Consider the following 17,200-nt stretch of genomic DNA (forward strand, 5'->3'; position numbering starts at 1 on the left):
ATGCCTACACCCCGAAGGGGGTCGTGGCCACATGCGGTCTGCGGAGCGGTCAGCCGACGAGGGCCTTGATGCCCAGGGCGAGGGGGACGAGCAGGAGCGCGGACAGGCCCATCGCGCCCATGACGAGCGCCCCCTTCGTCTCGGAGTCGAGCGCCTCGCGCCAGCCGGCGCGTCGCATGATCTCCTTGACCGGCACGTTGATCTCGGCGGTGGAGAAGTCGTAGTCGACCTGCTTCTTGAAGCCGTCGAGCCCGAGGCCGTACTCCACCCGCCTGGTGCGGGTGAACTCGCGGCCGGAGCGGACCTCGATCTGGGCGCCGAGGCCGGTGGCCCCGGCGTGCGACTCGACCTGCCGCGACTCGTCGGTGCGCTTGACGACCCCGGGCTTGTCCGTGGGGGTGAAGCGGGCGACGAAGGCGTGCTCGAGGTGGCGTCGGGTCGCCAGGTGCTGCCAGCGCGCGTCGGCCAGATCGGCGTGCACGAGCACGGAGTGGCCGTTGGAGCGCACGACGTAGGGCGTGCCCTCGAAGGCCGTGGCGAGCGCCGGTGCCAGCCACTCGTAGGGCCACGGGGCGCTCTTGTCGGTCGCCGGGGGCAGGGGTGTGGTCGGCGGCGCCACGACGACGTGGTCGCCGGCGATCCCGTCGGGGTTGGTCTCGCGGAGGAAGCCGATGAAGGCGACGAGGGTGACGGTGACGACGGTGCCCCAGAGGACGCCCCAGAAGAGCGCGGGCCAGACGTCGCCGGAGGAGAGGAGGAGCCACACCCCACCGACCCCCGCGAAGCCGAAGGCGGCGATCGCGGCGAGGAAGGTGAGCAGCTTGCTCAGGCGGGACGTCATGCGGGCAGTGCCCCCGGGCCGGGGACGTGCTCGCCGTGACCGTCGGCGCGCAGGCGCGCGCGCAGCCGCTCGGCGGCGGCCTCGAAGCGCTCGTCGCTGACGTCGCGCATCGGGGCGTGCGGGTCGAAGTCTTCGGGGGAGAAGGCCGGCCAGGTGTGGATGTGCAGGTGCGGCACCAGGAAGCCCTCGAGGAGCATGCCGACCCGCGGCGCCTCCCACTCGGCTTGCTGGGCCCGACCGACGATGCCGGCCACGCGCTGCAGGTGCGCCCAGGTCTGCTCGTCCGCGTCGGTCCACTGCTCGATCTCGGCGCGCGGCACGATCATCGCGTGGCCGTCGGTCAGCGGCTCGATCGTCAGGAAGGCCACGCAGGTCTCGTCGGACCACACGAACCGTCCGGGGATCTCACCCTCGATGATCTTCGTGAAGAGAGTCGCCATGCCGCCCACCCTAAGGTGGAGGCATGCCGCAGGTCAGCGCAGATGTGCACGTGCCGGTCCCGCCGGAGCTCGCCTACGCCGTGTCGCAGACGACGGGGTCGGTCCGCAGGCGATGGGACCCCTTCATCCGCGAGCAGCACTTCCTCGACGGGGCGAGCGAGCCGGGCGTGGGGGTGCGCACCTTCACCCGGACCTCCTTCCTCGGACCGCTGTCGCCGTCGATGGTCAGCGAGTACGTCTCGTGGCGCCCGCCGACCTCCGTGGGCATGACGATGGTCAGCGGCCCGTGGTTCTTCGAGCGCTTCGGCGGCGGGTGGCGCTTCCAGCCCGACGGCGACGGCGCGGTCGCGGTCTGGAAGTACACCTACGACGTGCGGCTGCGTCCCCGTCTGCTCCAGCGGATCGCCCACGCCATCGGCCAGCGGCTCCTCGGCCGGGAGATCTCCCGTCGCATCGAGGGCTTCGCGGCCGGGTGCCGTGACGAGGTGGTGCTCGCCGCGGCCCGGGCGGACATGGCCCGTCGTGCCGGGGCCGACTCCAGTTCGAAGGGGGGAGCAGCGTGACCTCCCCTTCGTCCGTCATGCGTCTGGCCGGATGCCAGTGGTCCGCCACCGGTGACCCGGCCGCCAACCTCGTCACGCTCGGGGAGTGGACCGCCCGGGCCGCGGACGCCGGTGCCCGGCTCGTCATCCACCCCGAGGCGGCGATGGCCTCCTTCGCCGGTCGGCTCGACACCGCCGCCGAGCCCCTCGACGGGCGCTTTGCCGACGGGGTGCGCGAGGTGGCTGCGCGGCACGGCGTGACCCTCGTCGTCGGCATGTTCACCCCCGCCGACGAGATCACGACCGCCGAGGGCAGGGAGCGCTCGCGGGTGCACAACACGCTGCTCGTCACCGGCGGTGGCGTCGAGGAGACGACCTATCGCAAGATCCACCTCTACGACGCCTTCGGCAGCCGTGAGTCCGACACGGTGGCGCCCGGCGACGAGGTGCGCACCGTCGAGGTCGACGGCTGGTCCGTCGGCCTGGCCACCTGCTACGACGTGCGCTTCGCCGGCCACTTCACCGAGCTGGGTCGGCGTGGTGCCGAGCTCGTTGTGCTGCCCGCCTCGTGGGGGGACGGGCCCGGCAAGGCGAGCCAGTGGGACCTGCTCACCCGGGCCCGCGCGCACGACGCGCAGGCCTGGTTGCTCGCCGTCGGGCAGGCCTGGACCCCGGAGTCGGTGCGCGGCCCCTATGGCATCGGTCGCTCCGCGCTCGCCGACCCGACCGGCGAGGTGCGGGCGCGGCTCGGTGGCGGGGAGGACCTGCTCGTCGTCGAGGTCGACCACGAGACGGTGTCCCGCACCCGCGAGACCATCCCGGTCCTCTAGCGAGCGCCCGTCGCTCCCGCAGACCTGCGTCCCGGGGTTGCCTGCGGGTACGACGATCAGGTGCCGACATGAGTGTGCCGGGGCCCCTGACCTTCCAGGGGTTGTTCGGAGGTGTTGCGCAGAGGTGATCGTCGTACCCGCAGGTCACTCCGCTCGGCCTGCGGGCAGGTCTGACCGTGGGCTGTGGACAAGCGGGAGCACGCGGGCGGCCGATGCCCGCAAGATCGAGGCATGCAGCCGGAGGAGGTCATCACACAGCTCGGGGGAGTTGCCACGCGAGCAGAGCTGCTGACCCATGTCACCGAGGGTGCACTGCGTCGGGCCCTGGCCGGGCAGCGCGTCGTCCGGCACAGCCGGGGCCGCTACGCCCTCCCCTTCGTGCCATCGATCGGGGAGCGCGTCTCGCTCGAGGACGTGGCCCAGACCGCGCGCCGGGCCGCTCACCAGATGTCTGGGACGGCGGTCCTGCAGTCCGCGGCGGCTCGCTGGGGGTGGCGGATGAAGTGGTATCCGACCCGCCCACAGGTGGCCGTGCCTCGCGGGCGTGCCGTTCCAGCGAGCGTCCGCCGGCGCATTGACGTGCGGTACCGCGATGTCCCCGCAGGTGATCGCGACGACGGCTGGGTCACCGACCGGGTCCGGACCGCGCTCGACTGCGCCGGTCAGCTACCCCAGGACGAGGCGCTCGCGATCGTCGACTCGGCGCTGCGCGAGGGCATGGTGACCCAGGACGAGCTCCTGCTGGCTGCTGCAGGTCTGCCCAACCTCTACCGCTCTCGTGCCGAGTCGGTCATCGGCATGGCCAGCTCCGAGGCCGCCAATCCCTTCGAGTCCGTCCTGCGCTGGATCGTGTCGGACATCCCCGGTCTGCAGGTCAGACCACAGGTGGAGATCCATGACGACGAGGGCAAGGTCGGCACCGTGGACCTGGCGGACGAGGAGCTGCGTCTCGTGCTGGAAGCGGACTCCTTCGAGTGGCACGGCCAGCTCGACGGCCTCGAGAAGGACTGCTATCGCTACGACCGGTTCATCGCGCAGGGATGGTTGGTGCTGCGCTTCACCTGGGAGATGGTGATGTACCGGCCCGAGTGGGTGCGGGCGGTGGTCATCCGCACCATGGAGCAATGTGACCTGCGGGTACGACGACCAGGTCCCGGTCGCCGACCCGGCGAGCCCTGACATCCCGGTGGAGAGTCGGGCCCCTCCGACGCAGGTGGTCGTCGTACCCGGAGGTCACCTCTGGGTCCGCGACGACCGGGGACGCCGCCCCCTTCGCCGGAACCTAGACTGTCCCGCATGGCTGACCTCTCTCGCGACGACGTGGCCCATCTGGCCTCGTTGGCCCGTATCGACCTCTCCGACGCCGAGCTCGACCGCATGGTCGGCGAGCTCGCGACCATCATCTCCTCCGTCGAGGCCGTGCAGCAGGCTCCGATCGAGGGCGTCGAGCCGATGAGCCACCCGATGCCGATCGTCAACGTCACCCGCCCGGACGAGGTGCGCCCGTCGCTGACCCCCGAGGAGGCCCTGGCCATGGCGCCGGCCTCCGAGGTCGAGCGCTTCGCCGTGCCGCGCATCCTCACCGAAGACTGAGCCGAAGGACCCCACGTGAGCGACCCCACCCGCATGACCGCTGCCGCGCTCGCCGACGCGCTGGCCTCCGGTGACCTCTCCTCCGAGCAGATCACCCGCGCCCACCTCGACCGCATCGAGGGTGTCGACGAGCAGGTCGGCGCCTACCTCCACGTCGCCGGCGAGTCCGCCCTCGCCGAGGCCCGCGCCGTCGACGAGCGCAGGGCGAAGGGGGAGAGCCTCCACCGCCTCGCCGGTGTCCCGATCGCCGTCAAGGACGTCATGACGACGACCGGCATCCCGACGACCGCCGGCTCGAAGATCCTCGAGGGATGGATCCCGCCCTACGACGCGACCGTCGTCAGCAAGCTCAAGGCGGCCGGCCTGCCGATCCTCGGCAAGACCAACATGGACGAGTTCGCCATGGGCTCCTCGACGGAGCACTCGGCCTACGGACTGACCCGCAACCCCTGGGACCTCGAGCGGATCCCCGGCGGTTCCGGCGGTGGCTCCAGCGCGGTCGTCGCCTCGTGGCAGGCGCCTCTGGCGACCGGCACCGACACCGGTGGCTCGATCCGCCAGCCCGCGGCCGTCACCGGCTCGGTCGGCGTCAAGCCGACCTACGGCGGCGTCTCCCGCTACGGCCTGATCGCGATGGCCTCCTCGCTCGACCAGGCCGGCCCCTGCGCGCGCACCGTCCTCGACACGGCGCTGCTGCACGAGGTCATGGCCGGGCACGACCCGCTCGACTCGACCTCGGTCGACCAGCCGGTGCCCGATGTCGTCGGTGCCGCGCAGCGTGCCGACGTCGCCGGGATGAAGATCGGCATCGTCCGCGAGCTCACCGGCGAGGGCTTCTCGCCGCTCGTCCAGGCGCGCTTCGACGAGTCGGTGCAGCACCTCGTCGACGCGGGTGCCGAGGTCGTCGAGGTCTCGATGCCCAACGTCGTCCACGCGCTCGGCGCCTACTACCTGATCATGCCGAGCGAGGCGAGCAGCAACCTCGCCCGCTTCGACGCGATGCGCTACGGCCTGCGGGTCGGGCCCGCAGGTGTCGACGCCCCGAGCGCCGAGCAGGTCATGGCCGCGAGCCGCGACGCCGGCTTCGGCGACGAGGTCAAGCGCCGCATCATCCTGGGCACCTATGCCCTCTCGTCGGGCTACTACGACGCCTACTACGGCAGCGCGCAGAAGGTCCGCCGCCTCATCGCCGACGACTTCGCGCGGGCCTTCGAGACCGCTGACGTCCTCGTCTCGCCGACGGCCCCGACGACCGCCTTCCGCTTCGGCGAGAAGTCCGACGACCCGCTGGCGATGTACCGCGGCGACATCGCGACGATCCCGGCCAACCTCGCGGGCGTGCCCGGCATGTCCCTGCCGAGCGGTCTCGCCGAGGACGGCCTGCCCGCGGGCTTCCAGATCCTCGCGCCGGCCATGGCCGACGACCGCCTCTACACCGTCGGCGCCGCCCTCGAGCAGCGCCTCGTCTCCGCCTGGGGTGGGCACCTGCTCGAGCAGGCCCCCGAGCTGGCCATCACGAAGGGAGCCTGAGACATGGCGACGACCACCACCGACGCGGTCCTCGGCTACGACGAGGCCCTCGCCACCTTCGACCCCGTCATGGGTCTCGAGGTGCACGTCGAGCTCGGCACCGCGACGAAGATGTTCTGCGGCTGCGCCACGGTCTTCGGCGCCGAGCCCAACACCCAGACCTGCCCGGTCTGCCTCGGCCTGCCCGGCGCGCTGCCGGTCGTCAACGCGACCGGTGTCGAGTCCGCGATCCGCATCGGCCTGGCGCTCAACTGCCAGATCGCCGACTGGTGCCGCTTCGCCCGGAAGAACTACTTCTACCCGGACATGCCGAAGAACTTCCAGACCTCGCAGTACGACGAGCCGATCGCCTTCGACGGCTACCTCGATGTCGAGATCCCGGCCGCCTCGGGCGAGGGCACGGAGACCTTCAGGGTCGAGATCGAGCGCGCCCACATGGAGGAGGACACCGGCAAGAGCATGCACATCGGTGGCTCCACCGGTCGCATCCAGGGCGCCGAGTACTCGCTCGTCGACTTCAACCGCGCCGGCATCCCGCTCATCGAGATCGTCACCCGCCCGATCGTCGGCGCGGGCGAGCGGGCTCCCGAGGTGGCGAAGGCCTATGTCGCCGCGCTGCGCGATCTGCTGCGCGCCCTCGACGTCTCCGACGTGAAGATGGAGCAGGGCTCGATGCGCTGCGACGTCAACCTCTCGCTTCGCCCGAAGGCGGGCGACCCGGCTGATCCCTCCAACCAGGCCCAGCTCGACGTCCCGCTCGGCACCCGTACCGAGACCAAGAACGTCAACTCCCTTCGCTCCGTGGAGCGCGCGGTCCGCTACGAGGTCTGCCGCCACGCGGCCGTGCTCACCGAGGGCGGCTCGATCCTGCAGGAGACGCGCCACTGGCACGAGGACACCGGCGTGACGACGAGCGGCCGCGAGAAGTCCGACGCCGAGGACTACCGCTACTTCCCCGAGCCCGACCTCGTGCCGGTCGCCCCGAGCCGTGAGTGGGTCGAGGAGCTGCGCGCCACCCTGCCCGAGCCGCCGGCGCAGCGCCGCAAGCGGCTGCAGGGGGAGTGGGGCTACTCCGACCTCGAGATGCGTGACGTGCTCAACGCCGGTGCCACCGAGCTCATCGAGGCCACCGTCGCGGCCGGCGCCAAGCCGCAGGCTGCCCGCAAGTGGTGGCTCGGCGAGCCCTCGCGTCGCGCCAACACCGAGGGTGTCGACCTCGCGACCTATGCCGAGCAGACGGGTGTGACGCCCGAGCACGTCGCCGAGCTCGAGTCGCTCGTCGGCTCCGGTCGCCTCAACGACAAGATGGCCCGTCAGGTCCTCGAGGGTGTCCTCGACGGCGAGGGCACCCCGACCGCCGTCGCCGATGCCCGCGGGCTCGAGCTCGTCCAGGACGACGGTGCGCTCGAGGCAGCGATCGACAAGGTCATCGAGGCCAACCCCGACGTCGCCGACAAGATCCGCGGCGGCAAGGTCCAGGCCGCGGGTGCGCTCATCGGTCAGGTGATGAAGGAGATGAAGGGCCAGGCCGACGCCGGCAAGGCCCGCGAGCTCATCCTCGCCAAGCTCGGCGCCTGACGCAGGCAGCACGAAGGGGGGCGGTGCCGGGTCGACCCGGCACCGCCCCCTTCGTCGTGGAGCCGGCCGTGGAGCGGTCAGCCCCCGCGCGGCTGTCCGTCCGGCAGCAGGAGGCGCTCGACCGCCCCGGTGGGAACCGACGGCGGCAGCGGGATCTCGAGGACGTGCTCCTCGCCGCGGAAGACGCTCACCCCACCCGATCGGTCGGCAGCCACCTCGCCGTACGTGCCGTCGTGCCGACGCACCCAGGTGATCTGCGACAGCGGCAGCGTCTCGTCCCCGACGCTGACCGTCGTGGCCGTGACCCGGACGACGGGCTGCTCGCCTCTGACGACCTGCCGCGCGAGGACAGGGATGCCGAGGACCCCGAAGAGGAGGACCCCGGCCCACATGAGCGCCGTGCGCAGCCACCAGCCGTCGCCACGGAGGAGGACCCAGACGCAGACGGCGGTGAGCCCGACGACGAGCAGGAGGTAGCCGACGGCCTGGGCGCGGCTCTGCCGGATGACGACCGCGTCCCCTGCGGCGATCGTCGCGCGCCAGGCGGCGAGGGTCTCGTCCGGGTCCGGGGTGCGCGACATGGCCACAGGGTAGGCGACGTGCCGTCGGCGGGGAGTGCTCCCCATCGTCGTGGACGGTCCCGATGGCTAGCGTGGTCCGGGACGATCGCAGAAGGAGAGCGCATGACCGTCACGCACGGGATGGACCCGGTCCGGGTCCGGCAGATCGGTGGCCAGCTGCGCCGCGAGGCGCGTCGCGCCGCAGAGGTCGGCGAGGCGGGCACGGCCGGGCTGACCACGTTGCAGGGCGCGTGGGAGGGGCCGGACCTCGAGGCCTTCGCCACGAGCTGGGCGCGGGCCCAGCCAGCGCTGGAGTCAGCGTCTGCGCGCCTGTCGAGCTTCGCCGACCAGCTCATCGAGCAGGCCGACTCGCAGGACACGACCTCGCAGGGCAGGGGGATCGGCGGTGGTCCCGGCGGTGGGCTCCACGCCGGCCCCGGTGGCCTGCCGGCTGGCCCGGGCGGTCCCGGCTCGGCCAACACGATGTGGGACGACGTCGGCAACATCCTCGACCACCTCGGCTTCGGGCTCGACCGACTCGGCGACCTCGGTGGCATCCTCGCCGGCGTCGGTATGTGGAAGTACGGCCAGTTCAACCCCCGTGGCCGCCTGCCCAACGGCCGATACGGCTTCCTCGGGCACAAGCCCGGCAGCCCCTTTTCCAAGCTCCCGTGGATGCAGCGCGCCTCGCTCTTCGGCAAGGACTCCAGCTGGATCCCGAAGGGGGGATCGCAGGCGGCCCGCAACGTCGCCGGCTTCGCCCGGTGGAGCAAGTTCGCCAAGGTCTCCGGCCCGGTCGGTGCGGGCCTGTCCGGTCTCATCGGTGGGTTCGGGCAGTGGGCCGAGGACATGGGCGACCCGTCGATCGGTGACGCCGAGCGCGGCACCCGGGCGGTGACCAACGGCCTGGTGTCCGGCGGCACCACGCTGGGCATGGCCATGGCTGGGGCGAAGGGGGGAGCCATCGTCGGTGGACTCATCGGCGGCCCGGTCGGAGCCGCCATCGGTGGCGTCGCCGGAGGCATCATCGGTGGTGTCGCGGGCAGCGAGCTCGGCTCGGCCATCGGCAGCGCCGCGGCCGACGGCGCCTCGTGGGTCGGCGATAAGTTGGGCCTGTGGTGACCGACGAGCTGCAGCGACGCGACATCCCGTCGATCGGGGCGAGCCTGCTCGTCCCGGCAACCTGGGAGGACCTCAGCGACGACGTCGACGACGTCGTCGCGGCGTGGGGCGCCCCCTTCGAGCCGGTCGCCTTCCGCAGCAACGTCGTCGTCACCCAGGACCAGGTCCCCGCGGACACCCCGTGGGCGACGCTCGCCGAGCAGACGTGGCAGGCGATGGGCGCCATGCTCACCGATGCGCACCTCGTCGACGAGACGCAGTCCGACGCGAGTCTCGTGCGCTGGGTCCACCACCGGGTCGCCGAGGTGGGCGTCGTGCTCCACCAGGTGACCCTCCGGCAAGGCGACCGCGTGATCACCACGAGCGTGACGGTGCCGGTCCTGGCCCTGCCCGATGTCGTGGACGCCGTGCGCGAGGTCGCCGCCGGTCTGCGCGTCGACAGGGAGGCGCAGGCATGAGCGGCACGACCGGGGTGCGCTTCGACGACGGCCGCCTGCTCGTCGACGACGACGGCTGGGTCGCGCTCGTCGACACCGCGGCGGCTCCCGACCCCGAGGCCTTCGCGGCGCTGCTCGGCGCCGATCAGTCCTCGCCCGTGACCAGCGAGGTCCACTGGAGCCTGCGCGCCCACATCGAGGCCACCCTCGGCATCGACATGGTCGGTCGCAGCAGCGACGGCGTGGCGGTCGGGGCCTCGGCGAGCTCCGACGGCGCTCGGGGACTGCTCCTGCTCGACACACAGCCCGGCCGCTGGGACGGCGGCGGGGCCGAGGTGCCGGAACAGGAGCGCCAGGTGCTCCCCGTGCTCGCGACGCTCCTGCCGATCTCCCTGCTCGAGATGATGCAGGTGGGTGCCCGGCGCGGCCTCGGGCTCGGCGAGGCCGTGGCCCTCCCTTCGTCCCAGGTGACCGCCCTGCTCTGGCGCGACTCCGAGGTGGCACTGCCCGCAGACGCGACCGCCGGGCAGATCGCGATGCTGCTGCAGCAGGAGTCGTGGCGCCACTGGCGGGTGCGGGTGACCGGCCGCCTCCCCGACGGGGAACTCGTCGAGGACGGTCTCGACGTCGTCGTGCTGCGCAACGGGGTGCTCGCGATCGACGCCGTGGGCGGTGACGCGCTCGAGATCCGAGAGGTCAGCCCCGTGTCCGTTCTCGTCCGGCTCGTCGAGGCGATGCGTCCCGGGCTGGTCACGGGTCGGACGCCGCCGCCTGCGTGACCTGCGCCACCTAACATGGCGCGCATGGTCACCGTCTCCTTCCCCGACAGCAGCTGGCGCGACGCGGTGGGTCCGGTCGACGGCGTGAACTCCGTCGTCTGGGACCCGCAGGAGGCTCCGCCGCAGGAGCCGGTGGACGTCTACATCGCGCCCTACATGACCAAGCCCGCGGGCGTCGCCGTCGTGGCCGAGCAGCCGTCGGTGCGGCTCGTGCAGCTGCTGTCGGCCGGCTTCGACAACATGCTGCCGGTCCTGCCGCAGGGCGTCTCCCTCGCCAACGCGAAGGGGGTCCACGACGCGGCCACCGCAGAGCTCGCCCTGACCCTCGTCCTCGCCTCGCAGCGTGGGTTCGACGACTTCGCGCGCGCCCAGGCGCAGGGGGAGTGGACCTCCCGCCACGTGCGCCCGGGCCTGGCCGACAAGCGGGTGCTGCTCCTCGGCTACGGCTCGGTGGGTCGGGCGATCGTCGAGCGACTCATGCCCTTCGAGGCGTCGGTCACGGCGGTGGCCTCGCGGGCGCGCGCCGGGGACGACCTCGTCGAGGCGGTGCACGGGGTCGACGAGCTCGCCTCTCTCGCACCGCAGCACGACATCATCGTCTCGGTCCTGCCCGGCTCCGACGCGACGCACCACATCCTCGGCGAGGAGCTGCTGTCCTCCCTGCCCGACGGCACGCTCGTCGTCAACGTCGGCCGCGGGCCGGCGCTCGACACCGAGGCGGCCCTGCGCCACGCGGGCCGGTTGCGCTTCGCGCTGGACGTCACCGACCCCGAGCCGCTGCCCGACGGCCACCCGCTGTGGAGCGCGCCGGGCGTCATCATCAGTCCCCACGTCGGCGGTGTCACCGAGGCCTTCCGCCCCCGGGCGGTCGCCATGCTGCGCCGTCAGCTCGCCGCGCTCGGTGCTGGCGAGGCCCCGATCAACATCGTCCACGCGGGCTGATCCGCCGCACGACGCCCGCCGCATGACCTCGGCGCCGTGCGCGCCGGGTTGAGCAAACGTCGTCCCCGGCACGCAGGCGCACCGGGGGCGAGTCGTGGGTCGGCCGCCTCGTGGGTCAGCCCTTGACGAACCAGGCGTAGCGCGGCGAGGACTGCAGCGAGCGGTCGCCGACGGTGCCCCGCAGCTCGTAGGGGTCGCCCTCGTGCGCGAAGATCGACAGCTCGACCCACAGGTCGCGCTGCGCCGTGGAGTTGACGCTCTTGCCGCGCACTTCGCCGATCTGCTGGGCCGACCGGCCCGTCGAGCTCACCGTGCCGATGTCATACGGATACCCCTCCTCGACGAAGTTGACCAGCTTGTATGTCGAGCGGAGGTCGCAGCGCGACGAGGCCCAGGTCGGCGTGATGCTCGCACCGCTGGGGCAGTACCACGAGCGGATCTTGCTGCCGCTGTCGATGTTGCCGTAGGTGGTGCTGAGGGCGAACTGGTGGCGGTTGCCCCTGAAGCCGTCGATCGACCCCACGACGACTGCCTCGCTGTAGGTCGAGTTGGCGAGCTCGGAGGTCTGGGCCTGGGCCGGGGTGGCCGCTGCGGCCAGGCCGGCGGCGACGGCGGTGGCGGACAGGACGGTGGCGGCGGTGCGCGTGAGCTGCATGGTGTGTCTCCCTGATGTCATCCACCGAGCCCCTTGCTCGGTGTGTCGGCAGGGGAGACGTCCTCGGCGCGGGTTCGGTTGCGCCGCAACGAAAACCTGACTGATTGCTTACTCTTCAGTCCAGCGGGTAGACCCGGGTGCCGACCCGCAGCACGCCCTCGGCGATGCTCGAGTCGCCCTCTGGGCCCGCGCCGACCCCGTCGAAGGGCCCGTGGACGGTGCCCGCGGGCGAGACCGCCCACGTCGAGGGGATACGCGTGCCGACGGCATCGGTCGTCTCGCCGACGACGGCGGCCCAGCCGCTCGTGTCGGCCTCGGCGACGTCGATGCGCTCGGTGCCGGGCACGGTGACGACCCGGCTCGTGCCCACCTGCCACAGGCCGGCCCGGCCGGGCGCGTGCACCGGCTGCCAGAGCACGTCGGCGCGCTGGCGACCGATGGTGTCGCGGTCGACGGTCCAGCCGGCCGGCGGCGCCGAGCGGCCCTCGTCCCCGGTGTGCAGGTTGAGCGTGCGGTAGGCCTCGATGCGACCCTTGCTCTCCTCGGCCACGTAGATGACCCCGCCGGCATCGGCGAGCTGCACCTCGCGCAGGCTGCCGGTGTCGGGCCGCTCCCACGTGACCTCGCCGGTGAGGGCCGAGCGGCCGATGAGCCGGTCGGTCCCGTGCTGGACGATCGTGGAGTCGATGACCCGGCCCGCGTCGGCGCAGCCGAGGTCGCGGGCGATGGCGGTGCCGTCGCTGACCCGCACGGCGTCGACGGTCGTCGACCCCCGCAGGGACGAAGGGAGGAAGACGGCCCGTTGCTCGAGGTCGGCCCCGCTGATCCGGCGGGGTGCACCATGTCGGCACTCGGTGCCGCCCACCCGTGGGGTGGTCCACACCTCCACGCCGGAGGCGAGGTCGAGGCCGGTCGTGCCGCGGCGCGAGGTGACGACGAGGACACCCTCGAAGTCCGCGACCGCCGCGACCTTGGCCCCCACCTCGGCCCACCAGACCTGGTGGCCGGAGTCGAGCTTGCGGGCGATGACCCGCGGCTGGTCCGGGTCATCGGTGGGCTCGCTGAGGATGACGACCTCGTCCGTCGTCGTGAGCACCCGGCTGCCCTTGGGCACCCGCCAGAGCACGGTGCCGGTACTCACCTCCTGGGCGGTCCCGTCGTTGAAGAGGACGTTGCCGTCACGGAAGGTCCCCTCGGCGAGGTGCCGGTTGCCGGTGGTCGTGTCCTCCCAGTGGTCGGGCTCGCCCGGCAGCCCGTGCAGACCGAGCCAGGCCCCGGCCCCGACGACGAGGGCGACGGCGACGCAGGAGGCGAGCAGGGCCGTGCGGTGGCGGACCAGCCGCACCAGCACGAGGCACAGACCGGTGGCCAGCAGGACCGCACCGGCGACATAGGGCGCCGGGCCGAGCTGGGCGGCGACGGCCGCGACGAGCAGTGCCGCGCCGAGGATCGCGACGCCGATGCCGCCGAGGAGGGCGTGCCGCTCGAGACGGTCGAGGGCAGCGCGCTTCATGGTGCCCGAGTCTAGGTCTGCTGCCGCGCGCTTCCCGGGCGCCGCGCCGCGCCGCGGCGCCCGGGTGCGACCACCCGGCGCCACACCTGCGGCCCGGCTGTCAAGGAGTGGCGCGCTCGTGTGCTCCGGGCCACACTCGGATCATGACGACGTCAGCAGAGGACCGGACCCTGATCCTGCTGCGGCATGCGGACCCGGAGCCGGGCCGCGCCGGCCAGGACGATCGCGAGCGGCCGCTCTCCGACCTCGGTCGGGACCAGGCCCAGGACCTCGGCCGGTGGCTGCGCGAGCAGGGGCTGGGGTGCGACGAGGTCATGTGCTCGCCCTCCCTGCGGACCCGCGAGACGATGCAGGAGCTCGCGGCCGCGGGATGCCCCGAGGCGGAGGTGCAGATCGAGCACCGGCTCTACAACGGCGATGCCGACGACGTGCTGTCGGTGATCCGCGGCTCGACCAACGACGCGAGCGTGCTGCTCGTCATCGGGCACGCTCCCGGTCTGCCAGCGGCGGCCAGCCTGCTCGCCGACGGCGAGGGCAGCGAGGAGGCGCACGACCGGCTCAGCGACGGGTTCCCGCCCGGCGCGGCCGCGGTCCTGCGCTTCTCCGGGCACTGGGAGGACCTCGCCTTCGGCGCGGCGGCCCTCGACGACTTCCGCACCCCCTGACCGACGCTTCGTGGTGGCCGACGTCCATGGGGAGCGCTCCCCATGGACGCCGTCGTGACCGGGCGCAATACTGCGCGTGGCGGCCACAGGGGACGCCACATCACTCGGGGAGTCACCACATGAAGTCACTCATCACCCGCGCCGCAGTGCTCGGCGCCTCCGTCATGACCGCCGCCACGCTCGCCACGCCCGCCCAGGCCGCGCCCACCGCCGAGACCACGGCGACCCGCAGCTACTACGGCGCCATCGCCATCAACTCCCGTACGCTCGCCGTCGGGCTCATGAACGACTCGTCGACCCGCTCGGGTGCCGAGCGGCTCGCGCTCACCCGCTGCAAGAACTACAGCTACTCGTCCTACTGCAAGAACGTCGTGTGGGTGCGCAACGGCTGCGCCGCCGTCGCCGTCAAGTACGACAGCAAGGGCCGCCCGGTGCGCTACGCCAGCGCCTACGGCTCGTCGAAGTGGCCCACGATCCGCCTCGCGCAGAAGCGCGCCAAGGGCTACTCGACGAGCGGCACGGTCAAGACCCGCGCCTGGCTGTGCACCACGCGCTACTACTGATCGGCCGCGCTCCGCACGCAGGGCCGCCCCGGCACCACGCCGGGGCGGCCCTGCGCCGTCCCGTCAGCGGGCGAGCGTCGTCGCAGCGGCCAGACCGCCGAGCTTGTGCGGGTTGCGCACGATGTAGACGGCGCTCACCCGCCCTTCGGTGAGGGCGAAGGTCGCCACGGCCTCGAGCTCCCCGTCGATCTCGAGACGAAGGGAGGGGGAGCCGTTGACCTCGACCGCCTCGGCCCGCGTCGCGGAGACGTAGACGCCGCGGAGGAAGCGCAGCACCTTGTCCACCCCGAGGATCGGTCGCAGCGCGGCCTGCTTGACCCCGCCACCGTCGGTGAGCAGGACGACGTCGGGGGCGAGCACGTCGACGAGCGACTGCAGGTCGTCGCCGGCCACGGCGGCGAGGAAGCGCTCGACGACCGCCGTCTGCTCGTCGGCGGTCACCTCCTGCCGCGGGCGACGCGCGGCGACGTGCTGCCGGGCGCGGTGGGCGGTCTGGCGCACGGCGTCGGTGCTCTTGCCGACCGCCGTCGCGATCTCGTCGTAGGGCAGGTCGAAGACCTCGCGCAGGACGAAGACCGCCCGCTCGATCGGGGCGAGGGTCTCGAGGACGAGGAGCATCGCCGTCGACACGCTCTCGGCGAGCTCGACGTCCTCGGCGACGTCGCGGGTGGTGAGCAGGGGCTCGGGCAGCCACGGTCCGACGTAGTCCTCGCGCCGTCGGCTGGCCGAGCGCAGGTGGTTGAGCGCGAGGCGGGTGGTGATCCGCACGAGGTAGGCCCGGGGATCGTGCACCTCGTCGATCACCCGCGACCAGCGCAGCCACACCTCCTGCAGCACGTCCTCGGCGTCGGCGGCGGAACCGAGCATCTCGTAGGCGACCGTGAAGAGCAGGTTGCGGTGGGTGACCCAGGCGTCGGTGGCGCGGTCCGTGCTCACCCGATCACCGTCCCACGTCGCCGGAGGTGGGTGCGAGCGGCAGCTCGCAGACGTCGGAGTAGCCCTGGCTGGCCAGACCGGCGGCGGCGTTGAATCGGGAGCGCTCGTTCTCCACCGCCACCATCATCGTCAGCTCGACGAGGGCTGCGGTGCCGAGCTGCTCGCGCAGGTTGTCCGACATCTCGTCGGTGACCTGCGGCGGGGTCGCGGTCATCGCCTCGGCATAGCCCATGACCTCGCGCTCGAGCGGGGTGAAGACCGTCGACTCGCGCCAGCGCGGCACCTCGCGCACCTTGTCGAGGTCGAGACCGTCCTCGTGGGCCGTGTAGTAGCCGAAGTCGAGGCACCACGAGCAGCCGATCGTCGCCGCGGTCGCCATGACGGCGAAGGCCTTGAGGTGGGGGTCGAGCGCGTCCCACCGGGCGACCTTGCGCTCGAAGCCGAAGACGCTCCACGCCACCTTGCGGTCGTGCGCCAGGACGTAGGCGTTGTCGGGCACCTCGCCGTAGAGACGTCGGCAGATGGCCACGACCACACGGCCGAAGGGGGAGGACATGTCGTTGCGGGGGATGCGGAAGGAGCTGGGCACGGTGGTTTCCCTTCGTCGGTGCGGGCCCCGGTCGGGCCGCTCGTCATGGAGACACCGCCCGCCCCGCCCGTGTGACAGGAGGCCGTCGCTCAGACCGGCAGGGCGAGGCGGCGGAAGGTCGCGGTCACCTCCATGCCAACGTGCTCGTAGAGCCCGAGCGCGCCGGTGCGCGAGTCGGTCGACAGGCCGGACCGGGGCAAGCCGCGCCGGCGCCCCTCGGCGAAGGAGTCGGCGAGCAGGGCGCGGGCCAGGCCCAGGCCCCGACGGTCGGCGCGCACGGCGAGCTCGTCGACCCAGAGCATGCCGTCGCTGCTGCCGATGACCATCGCGACGCCGACGACGACACCGTCGGGGTCACGGACGACCCGGCAGCGCCACGGCGCCGCCTCGTCGCCGTAGAGGAAGTCGGCGGCCCACTGCTCGTAGGTCGTCGGCTGCCGTCCCGGCCACTCGCCGAAGGCGTCCTCGATGACCCGGTGGACCGTGGTCATCTCGTCGGGCCGCCCCTCGCCGAGGTCGTGGCCGTGGGGGAGCGGTTGGGGCTCCAGCCGACGCTCGGCGGGCAGCTCGAGCACCCACGCGTCGAAGTCCGGGTGCGCCCCGGCAGCGACGAGGAAGGCCTCGGCCGCGCTGCCGACCGGCACCGTCTGGGCGACCTCGCGCTCGCCGAGGGCAGCGGCGGTCGTCCGCGCCCAGCGGTGCAGCGCGGTGCCGATCCCTCGCCCGCGCAGGCGGGCCGGGACGACGGCGTCGAGCCGACCGTGCCTGCCGACGACGACATAGGCCACGAGGTCGTCACCGTCGACGAGGCCGAGGCTGCGTCGCCCGAGGTCGGCGTCCGGCGCCCGCCACGAGCGCTGCACGTCGACGAGCTCGGTCATCGGCTCCGGCAGGGACTCCGCCTCGTCCGCACGGGCGAGGGCGACGACCGCCTCCGCGTCGTCCGGTCGGAGCGGCCGGGGGTGCAGGTCGATCCCACGGGGGAGCGCGAAGGAGGTGCCGGTGGTCATGGGAGCCAGCGTCCTCCCTTCGTCCTGCTGTCGTCACCCGAGTTTGCGTTGGGACCGCGCAGCCAACTCTGCAAA

General features: G+C 72.6%; 20 protein-coding genes. 12 read left to right on the top strand and 8 right to left on the bottom strand.

The window, feature by feature from the left end; genetic code table 11:
• Positions 1–49 precede the first annotated feature (49 nt).
• Together NMQ01_RS04495 and NMQ01_RS04500 are read right to left on the bottom strand one after the other, a co-directional pair.
• On the bottom strand, positions 50–841 hold the full coding sequence (locus NMQ01_RS04495) for a hypothetical protein (protein WP_255185672.1): 792 nt from the start codon (positions 839–841) through the stop codon (positions 50–52).
• Entirely contained in the window at positions 838–1,281 is a 444-nt protein-coding gene (locus NMQ01_RS04500) for an HIT family protein (RefSeq protein WP_255185673.1), read from the bottom strand. Before NMQ01_RS04500 ends, NMQ01_RS04495 begins: the two co-directional genes overlap by 4 nt.
• Before the next feature lie 23 nt (positions 1,282–1,304).
• Here NMQ01_RS04500 and NMQ01_RS04505 point away from each other — a divergent pair, with 23 nt between their 5' ends.
• The 6 genes from NMQ01_RS04505 to gatB all read left to right on the top strand — a co-directional run bounded on the left by NMQ01_RS04505 (position 1,305) and on the right by gatB (position 7,354).
• Positions 1,305–1,844, top strand: coding sequence for a type II toxin-antitoxin system RatA family toxin (locus NMQ01_RS04505; protein ID WP_255185674.1), 540 nt, complete (start codon positions 1,305–1,307; stop codon positions 1,842–1,844).
• Between the two features lie 17 nt (positions 1,845–1,861).
• A complete protein-coding gene (locus NMQ01_RS04510) occupies positions 1,862–2,653 on the top strand; it encodes a carbon-nitrogen hydrolase family protein (RefSeq protein ID WP_255186322.1) in 792 nt (263 codons plus the stop codon).
• 231 nt (positions 2,654–2,884) lie between these two features.
• Positions 2,885–3,832, top strand: a complete 948-nt coding sequence (locus NMQ01_RS04515; RefSeq protein WP_255185675.1) for a DUF559 domain-containing protein — start codon at positions 2,885–2,887, stop codon at positions 3,830–3,832.
• 117 nt (positions 3,833–3,949) lie between these two features.
• On the top strand, positions 3,950–4,246 hold the full coding sequence (gatC, locus tag NMQ01_RS04520; RefSeq protein WP_255185676.1) for an Asp-tRNA(Asn)/Glu-tRNA(Gln) amidotransferase subunit GatC: 297 nt from the start codon (positions 3,950–3,952) through the stop codon (positions 4,244–4,246).
• A 15-nt stretch (positions 4,247–4,261) separates the two neighbouring features.
• Positions 4,262–5,776 carry an Asp-tRNA(Asn)/Glu-tRNA(Gln) amidotransferase subunit GatA gene (gene gatA, locus NMQ01_RS04525; protein WP_255185677.1) on the top strand — a complete coding sequence of 505 codons (1,515 nt, stop codon included), beginning with the start codon at positions 4,262–4,264 and terminating at the stop codon, positions 5,774–5,776.
• A 3-nt stretch (positions 5,777–5,779) separates the two neighbouring features.
• A complete protein-coding gene (gene gatB, locus NMQ01_RS04530) occupies positions 5,780–7,354 on the top strand; it encodes an Asp-tRNA(Asn)/Glu-tRNA(Gln) amidotransferase subunit GatB (protein ID WP_255185678.1) in 1,575 nt (524 codons plus the stop codon).
• A 77-nt stretch (positions 7,355–7,431) separates the two neighbouring features.
• On the opposite strand, the gene NMQ01_RS04535 is transcribed toward gatB, so the two are convergent.
• Positions 7,432–7,935, bottom strand: a complete 504-nt coding sequence (locus tag NMQ01_RS04535; RefSeq protein WP_255185679.1) for a hypothetical protein — start codon at positions 7,933–7,935, stop codon at positions 7,432–7,434.
• 102 nt (positions 7,936–8,037) lie between these two features.
• On the opposite strand from NMQ01_RS04535, the gene NMQ01_RS04540 reads away from it, so the two are divergent.
• From NMQ01_RS04540 to NMQ01_RS04555, 4 genes are read left to right on the top strand one after another with little or no spacing between them, the layout of a single operon-like run.
• Positions 8,038–9,036 carry a WXG100 family type VII secretion target gene (locus NMQ01_RS04540; RefSeq protein WP_255185680.1) on the top strand — a complete coding sequence of 333 codons (999 nt, stop codon included), beginning with the start codon at positions 8,038–8,040 and terminating at the stop codon, positions 9,034–9,036.
• The gene (locus NMQ01_RS04545) at positions 9,033–9,494 is read left to right on the top strand and encodes a hypothetical protein (protein ID WP_255185681.1); all 462 of its coding nucleotides are present in this window, start codon (positions 9,033–9,035) and stop codon (positions 9,492–9,494) included. Before NMQ01_RS04540 ends, NMQ01_RS04545 begins: the two co-directional genes overlap by 4 nt.
• Positions 9,491–10,252, top strand: coding sequence for a hypothetical protein (locus NMQ01_RS04550; RefSeq protein ID WP_255185682.1), 762 nt, complete (start codon positions 9,491–9,493; stop codon positions 10,250–10,252). The genes NMQ01_RS04545 and NMQ01_RS04550 overlap by 4 nt, the downstream gene beginning before the upstream one ends.
• A 24-nt stretch (positions 10,253–10,276) precedes the next feature.
• Positions 10,277–11,194: a 2-hydroxyacid dehydrogenase gene (locus NMQ01_RS04555; protein ID WP_369694847.1), complete on the top strand. Its 918-nt coding sequence runs from the start codon at positions 10,277–10,279 to the stop codon at positions 11,192–11,194.
• 115 nt (positions 11,195–11,309) lie between these two features.
• On the opposite strand, the gene NMQ01_RS04560 is transcribed toward NMQ01_RS04555, so the two are convergent.
• Together NMQ01_RS04560 and NMQ01_RS04565 are read right to left on the bottom strand one after the other, a co-directional pair.
• Complete coding sequence (locus tag NMQ01_RS04560; protein WP_255185684.1) at positions 11,310–11,849, bottom strand: hypothetical protein; 540 nt, start codon at positions 11,847–11,849, stop codon at positions 11,310–11,312.
• 115 nt (positions 11,850–11,964) lie between these two features.
• A complete protein-coding gene (locus NMQ01_RS04565; RefSeq protein ID WP_255185685.1) occupies positions 11,965–13,362 on the bottom strand; it encodes a PQQ-binding-like beta-propeller repeat protein in 1,398 nt (465 codons plus the stop codon).
• A gap of 143 nt (positions 13,363–13,505) precedes the next feature.
• Here NMQ01_RS04565 and NMQ01_RS04570 point away from each other — a divergent pair, with 143 nt between their 5' ends.
• Both NMQ01_RS04570 and NMQ01_RS04575 read left to right on the top strand, forming a co-directional pair.
• Positions 13,506–14,027, top strand: coding sequence for a histidine phosphatase family protein (locus tag NMQ01_RS04570; protein WP_255185686.1), 522 nt, complete (start codon positions 13,506–13,508; stop codon positions 14,025–14,027).
• Between the two features lie 119 nt (positions 14,028–14,146).
• Positions 14,147–14,590, top strand: coding sequence for a DUF4189 domain-containing protein (locus tag NMQ01_RS04575; protein ID WP_255185687.1), 444 nt, complete (start codon positions 14,147–14,149; stop codon positions 14,588–14,590).
• A 63-nt stretch (positions 14,591–14,653) separates the two neighbouring features.
• Here the strand turns inward: NMQ01_RS04575 and NMQ01_RS04580 are convergent, their stop codons facing one another.
• From NMQ01_RS04580 to NMQ01_RS04590, 3 genes are all read right to left on the bottom strand, one after another.
• Positions 14,654–15,526, bottom strand: coding sequence for an RNA polymerase sigma-70 factor (locus NMQ01_RS04580; protein ID WP_255185688.1), 873 nt, complete (start codon positions 15,524–15,526; stop codon positions 14,654–14,656).
• A gap of 4 nt (positions 15,527–15,530) precedes the next feature.
• Positions 15,531–16,115 (bottom strand): carboxymuconolactone decarboxylase family protein, encoded by a 585-nt coding sequence (locus NMQ01_RS04585; RefSeq protein WP_255185689.1) that lies wholly within the window; start codon positions 16,113–16,115, stop codon positions 15,531–15,533.
• 89 nt (positions 16,116–16,204) lie between these two features.
• Positions 16,205–17,125, bottom strand: a complete 921-nt coding sequence (locus NMQ01_RS04590) for a GNAT family N-acetyltransferase (protein ID WP_255185690.1) — start codon at positions 17,123–17,125, stop codon at positions 16,205–16,207.
• Positions 17,126–17,200 lie beyond the last annotated feature (75 nt).

The sequence above is a fragment of the Janibacter sp. CX7 genome (assembly GCF_024362365.1).
Taxonomy (GTDB): Bacteria; Actinomycetota; Actinomycetes; order Actinomycetales; family Dermatophilaceae; genus Janibacter.

Excerpts from the sequence above, each read along its gene's own strand:
- NMQ01_RS04495 (WP_255185672.1), bottom strand. The coding sequence starts at position 841 with ATGACGTCCCGCCTGAGCAAGCTGCTCACCTTCCTCGCCGCGATCGCC.
- NMQ01_RS04500 (WP_255185673.1), bottom strand. The coding sequence starts at position 1,281 with ATGGCGACTCTCTTCACGAAGATCATCGAGGGTGAGATCCCCGGACGG.
- NMQ01_RS04505 (WP_255185674.1), top strand. The coding sequence starts at position 1,305 with ATGCCGCAGGTCAGCGCAGATGTGCACGTGCCGGTCCCGCCGGAGCTC.
- NMQ01_RS04510 (WP_255186322.1), top strand. The coding sequence starts at position 1,862 with ATGCGTCTGGCCGGATGCCAGTGGTCCGCCACCGGTGACCCGGCCGCC.
- NMQ01_RS04515 (WP_255185675.1), top strand. The coding sequence starts at position 2,885 with ATGCAGCCGGAGGAGGTCATCACACAGCTCGGGGGAGTTGCCACGCGA.
- gatC (WP_255185676.1), top strand. The coding sequence starts at position 3,950 with ATGGCTGACCTCTCTCGCGACGACGTGGCCCATCTGGCCTCGTTGGCC.
- gatB (WP_255185678.1), top strand. The coding sequence starts at position 5,780 with ATGGCGACGACCACCACCGACGCGGTCCTCGGCTACGACGAGGCCCTC.
- NMQ01_RS04535 (WP_255185679.1), bottom strand. The coding sequence starts at position 7,935 with ATGTCGCGCACCCCGGACCCGGACGAGACCCTCGCCGCCTGGCGCGCG.
- NMQ01_RS04540 (WP_255185680.1), top strand. The coding sequence starts at position 8,038 with ATGACCGTCACGCACGGGATGGACCCGGTCCGGGTCCGGCAGATCGGT.
- NMQ01_RS04550 (WP_255185682.1), top strand. The coding sequence starts at position 9,491 with ATGAGCGGCACGACCGGGGTGCGCTTCGACGACGGCCGCCTGCTCGTC.
- NMQ01_RS04555 (WP_369694847.1), top strand. The coding sequence starts at position 10,277 with ATGGTCACCGTCTCCTTCCCCGACAGCAGCTGGCGCGACGCGGTGGGT.
- NMQ01_RS04560 (WP_255185684.1), bottom strand. The coding sequence starts at position 11,849 with ATGCAGCTCACGCGCACCGCCGCCACCGTCCTGTCCGCCACCGCCGTC.
- NMQ01_RS04565 (WP_255185685.1), bottom strand. The coding sequence starts at position 13,362 with ATGAAGCGCGCTGCCCTCGACCGTCTCGAGCGGCACGCCCTCCTCGGC.
- NMQ01_RS04570 (WP_255185686.1), top strand. The coding sequence starts at position 13,506 with ATGACGACGTCAGCAGAGGACCGGACCCTGATCCTGCTGCGGCATGCG.
- NMQ01_RS04575 (WP_255185687.1), top strand. The coding sequence starts at position 14,147 with ATGAAGTCACTCATCACCCGCGCCGCAGTGCTCGGCGCCTCCGTCATG.
- NMQ01_RS04590 (WP_255185690.1), bottom strand. The coding sequence starts at position 17,125 with ATGACCACCGGCACCTCCTTCGCGCTCCCCCGTGGGATCGACCTGCAC.